Below are 2,528 nucleotides of genomic sequence, written 5' to 3' on the forward strand. Positions count from 1 at the left end.
GTCGAAGGGTTTCGGGCGCCGGCAGGCGTACGAAAGTCTTACAAGTACGACCCGCGGTGAGGTTTGCGCAGGTCTATGGGTAAAAGGGCTTTGGTGTGGATTGGGGTGACTGAAGCAAGCCTACCGGCCAGCCCGTGATGGGCGGAACAGTATAGAAGTCAGATGGCCATTGTGCTCGAAGCGCCGCTGATCCTGCTGGCAATGAGCCCAGTTTTGACTGTGCTGGCGGTGTGGACACACCTATCCCCATGGGCCGGGACGCGACCATTATGCAGGGCAAACCATGCCGGATCATGGCGCGTTCTCCCGGGTCGGCGATGCTGACGCTGGCGGAGCGCGGGGATGGCACCAGCGGACGAAGGTCTCGATGATGGTCATATGCCCGCCGCAGCACGGGCATGGCGGGCGGTGGTCGGGCAGTTCGTCGGGTTCGGGCTCCTCGACCGGTACAGCAACGCCCAGCAGTCTGCGGGCCAGCGCCATGGTGTCCTTGTGGGTCGAACTGGCGAGCAGGCCGTAATGCCGGATGCGGTGAAAGCCTCGCGGCAGGACGTGGACCAGGAAACGGCGGATGAACTCGTCGGTGGCCAGCGTCATGACCTGCTGGCGCTCGGCACCGTCGCGGCGATAATCTTTGTACCGGAACGTCACGCCGGTCTCGTCGAAGGCGATGAGCCGCCGTTTCGATATGGCGACGCGATGGGTATAGCGCGAGAGATAGGCAAGCACCGCTTGCGACCCGGCGAAGGGCGGCTTGGCGTAGACCACCCAGCGCTTCTTCCGGATTGGCGACAGATACCGCAGGAACGGCTTGCGGGCGGCGAGATGTGCTTGAGCGCCAAAGAAGGCCAGTTTGCCGGCATCGAACAGCGCCAGCAGGCGGGTGAGGAACAGCCGGCGGAACAACGCGCCCAGCACGCGCACCGGCAGCAGGAAGGCGGGGCGCGACGAGACCCAGCGCGTGCCGTCGAGCGCGATCCCTCCGCCCGGCACGATCATATGCACATGTGGGTGGTGAGTCAGCGCCGATCCCCATGTGTGCAGCACGGCGGTGATGCCGACCCGCGCGCCGAGGTGCTTGGGATCGGCGGCGATGGTCAGCAGAGTGTCTGCCGCCGCGCGGAACAATAGATCATAGACCACGGCCTTGTTCTGCCAGGCAATGTCTGCGATCTCGGTGGGCACGGTGAACACGACATGGAAGTAACCGACCGGCAATAGATCGGCCTCGCGCGCGGCGAGCCAGGTACGCGCAGCGGCGCCCTGACACTTGGGGCAGTGCCGGTTGCGGCACGAGTTGTAGGCGATCCGCCAATGCCCGCAGTCGTCGCAGGCCTCGACGTGACCGCCCAGCGCGGCGGTGCGGCAGTTCTCGATGGCCGTCATGACCTTGAGCTGGCCGAGGCTCAGATGCCCGGCATGGGCAGCGCGATACGCTGGCCCGGCGCTACGGAAGATGTCGGCGACCTCGAGCGAGGTGCGCACCGGCTCAGCCGGGAGGTGCCACCTGCGCCTCGAGCAGCGTCGTCAACTTGTCCAGTGGGCTGATGACCGCGCGCACGGTTCGAGTTGCGACCGTGGTGTAGAAAGCGGTGGTCTCGAGGTTCGCATGCCCGAGCAGCGCCTGGATGATCCGAATATCGACGCCGTCTTCCAGCAGATGCGTGGCGAAGCTGTGCCGCAGAGTATGTGGGCCGACCCGTTTTTTGATACCCGCGGCCTCTGCCGCATCGACAACGATGCGATGGAGTTGTCGGGTACTCAGCGGCTTGAGATAGTGCATGCCCGGGAACAGCCAGCCATCGGCATGCATGACGCCCTGCTTGCGGCCAACCGTCCACCACTCGCGCAAAAGGGCAAGAAGGTCGGCGGGCAGGAGCGCATTGCGATAGCGCCCGCCTTTACCGCGCTCCACCCGCAGGAGCATACGCTTGCTATCGACATCGCGGACCTTCAGCATGGTCACTTCGGCGGCGCGCAGGCCAGCGCCATACGCAACCGACAGTGCAGCCTTGTGCTTCAGGCAGTTGGTCGCGCCGAGCAGAAGCACGACTTCGTCGCGGCTGAGGACAACGGGCAATGCGCGAGGGTTCTTGACCGTATAAAGCTTACGGGACAGATCTGGACGATCAATGGTGTGCGTAAAAAAGAAGCGCAGCGCAGAAACGATGCTGTTCATGGTCGGGATACCTATGCCCGCCTCGCGCTGTTCGACCTGAAATTGCCGGAGCTCTTCTACCGTCGCAGTATCAGGGGGGCGCCCAAGATATGTGGCAAAACGGGCGACATGGCGCACATAGTCGAACTGGGTCTTGCGGGTGAACCGACGCATGTTCATGTCTTCGATCATGCGTTGGCGAAGTGAAGTGACGGGGGCATCAGACAGGACGTTGGTCATGGTACGACTCCTTGGTTGAAAGGAGTCGCAATCGTCTGCCTACCTGGCCCAGACCTCAACTTAGACCCAGACCGCCGATCACTGGCCAGGCCTCAAAACAAGCGCCACTCCCGCGCCAGCGGGTTCGTAC

The 2,528-nt window shown here is 63.6% G+C and carries 2 protein-coding genes; both read right to left on the reverse strand.

Annotation, left to right across the window (positions count from 1 at the left end; genetic code table 11):
- Positions 1 to 291 precede the first annotated feature (291 nt).
- Entirely contained in the window at positions 292 to 1,485 is a 1,194-nt protein-coding gene (locus ACZ9HU_RS22465) for an IS91 family transposase (protein WP_476108098.1), read from the reverse strand.
- 4 nt (positions 1,486 to 1,489) lie between these two features.
- Positions 1,490 to 2,398: a tyrosine-type recombinase/integrase gene (locus ACZ9HU_RS22470; protein WP_476108099.1), complete on the reverse strand. Its 909-nt coding sequence runs from the start codon at positions 2,396 to 2,398 to the stop codon at positions 1,490 to 1,492.
- Positions 2,399 to 2,528 lie beyond the last annotated feature (130 nt).

Source organism: Novosphingobium sp. Sphag1I, assembly GCF_056279125.1.